This window comes from Stackebrandtia albiflava, from assembly GCF_007994225.1.
Taxonomy (GTDB): Bacteria; Actinomycetota; Actinomycetes; order Mycobacteriales; family Micromonosporaceae; genus Stackebrandtia; species Stackebrandtia albiflava.
The window spans coordinates 1-1,503 of the sequence record NZ_VLLL01000004.1; the positions used below are offsets into that span (position 1 = coordinate 1).

At 66.1% G+C, this 1,503-nt stretch carries 1 protein-coding gene; it reads right to left on the minus strand.

Annotated features, from left to right (window positions below):
* Positions 1–49: 49 nt before the first annotated feature.
* Positions 50–955: a DUF11 domain-containing protein gene (locus tag LX16_RS00785; RefSeq protein ID WP_147131558.1), complete on the minus strand. Its 906-nt coding sequence runs from the start codon at positions 953–955 to the stop codon at positions 50–52.
* Positions 956–1,503: the final 548 nt, after the last annotated feature.

The window sequence follows — 1,503 nt, forward strand, 5'->3', positions numbered from 1 at the left end:
CGGGCGTGATTCCGGGCCTACGACCACCCAAGGCGGAGAAGAACGCGGACTACCAGGTGGCGACGGCCGCCCGGCGACGCATCAGCACCACACCGGCGACACCGGCGACCAGGACGGCCGCACCGCCACCGATCCACCACGACAACGCCACACCAGTCACCGGGAATGACCCGTCACCGGGGCCGGCGACATCGTCGTCGTCAGACACATCGGTGGTATCGGTATTCAACGCGAGCATCGCGATGTTGTTGGACAGGTCGCCGTCGAGGACGCTCCAGTCATTCCATTCATTGACGAAGTACCGCGCGTGGATGCGGCCGTCCGTCGCAGCGGAGGCGTTCTGAACGCTCGCAGTGATGGTGGCCGTCTGCGCGCGACCGGCGACCAGCTCTCTCCCCACACAGGCGAAGGCACCCTCAGCCCAATCCGTGGGATCGATCCAAGGTCCGGCGTCCTCCGTCGCGTAGCAGACATCGCTGTCGATGAACGTCATGCCGGTGGCGGGTTCGATCACCACGAACCAGAGGTGGCCATCGACATAGCCGGTCATGTCAGCGGGTCCGTTGTTGGAGATCGCGACGGTGAAACTGACTTCCTCCCCCTCCGCTCCATCGACCCGTACCGGGTTCGCGGCGAGGTCCAGCGGATTGGCGGAGATCTGGAGGTCGATGGTGCCGTTGCCACCTTCGTAGGGCGCCCGGTCCGGCGTCTCGGTCGTCACCAGCTGAAGGACGTTGCCCGTCTCGGTGCCACCGAACTCAGCCAGTTCCGCCCGGGCCGCGGCCTCGCCGACGGCCAGGATGCTGTGGTTGCAGTACGCGCAACTCGTCATCGGGCCGGGGATGTTCGACGGAACGGCGATACCGAACGGCGTCGCCGGGTCGACCGATACGGCCGCGCCGGCGGGAATCTCCGCGGTGGGCAGCACACAGGTGGCGAACTTCTCCTCACTCACGACACAGTTGTCGTAGGAGGTCGTGACCGTGAAGGACCGATTGAGGTTCACCTCTATGACCAGTCCGCGAGCACTCGACTCCGTCGCATTGGCGAACGTCGGCGTGAAATCGACGGTCGTCCCGGGGTCGGCGGGAACCGTCTCCAACCATCTCTCCAACACCGGTTGCTCGTCGGCGTGGGCGGGTGTGGGGGTGACTGCGGCTATTGCCAGTCCCGTGATGGCGGCGGCGACCGCCGCCCGTACGGCCGGTTTACGACCGCGCAGCGAAGAACGCATTGATTACTTCCGTGTGAAGGGGCATACGAGGCGCCGGATCGGGCGGGCAGGCCCGACGTACCGAGATCACGCGCACTCTCGGCGACCGGTTGCCGAGACGCCGCCTTCGTTATGGACCCTTTACCGATCATCCGCGCAGCCCCGAAAGGCGCCTTGGGTGGCCGCAGGCCGATGCGAATCAGACATCCGGTGCAAAACCGGGCGTGATTCCGGGCCTACGACCACCCAAGGCGGAGAAGAACGCGGACTACCAGGTGGCGACGGCCGCC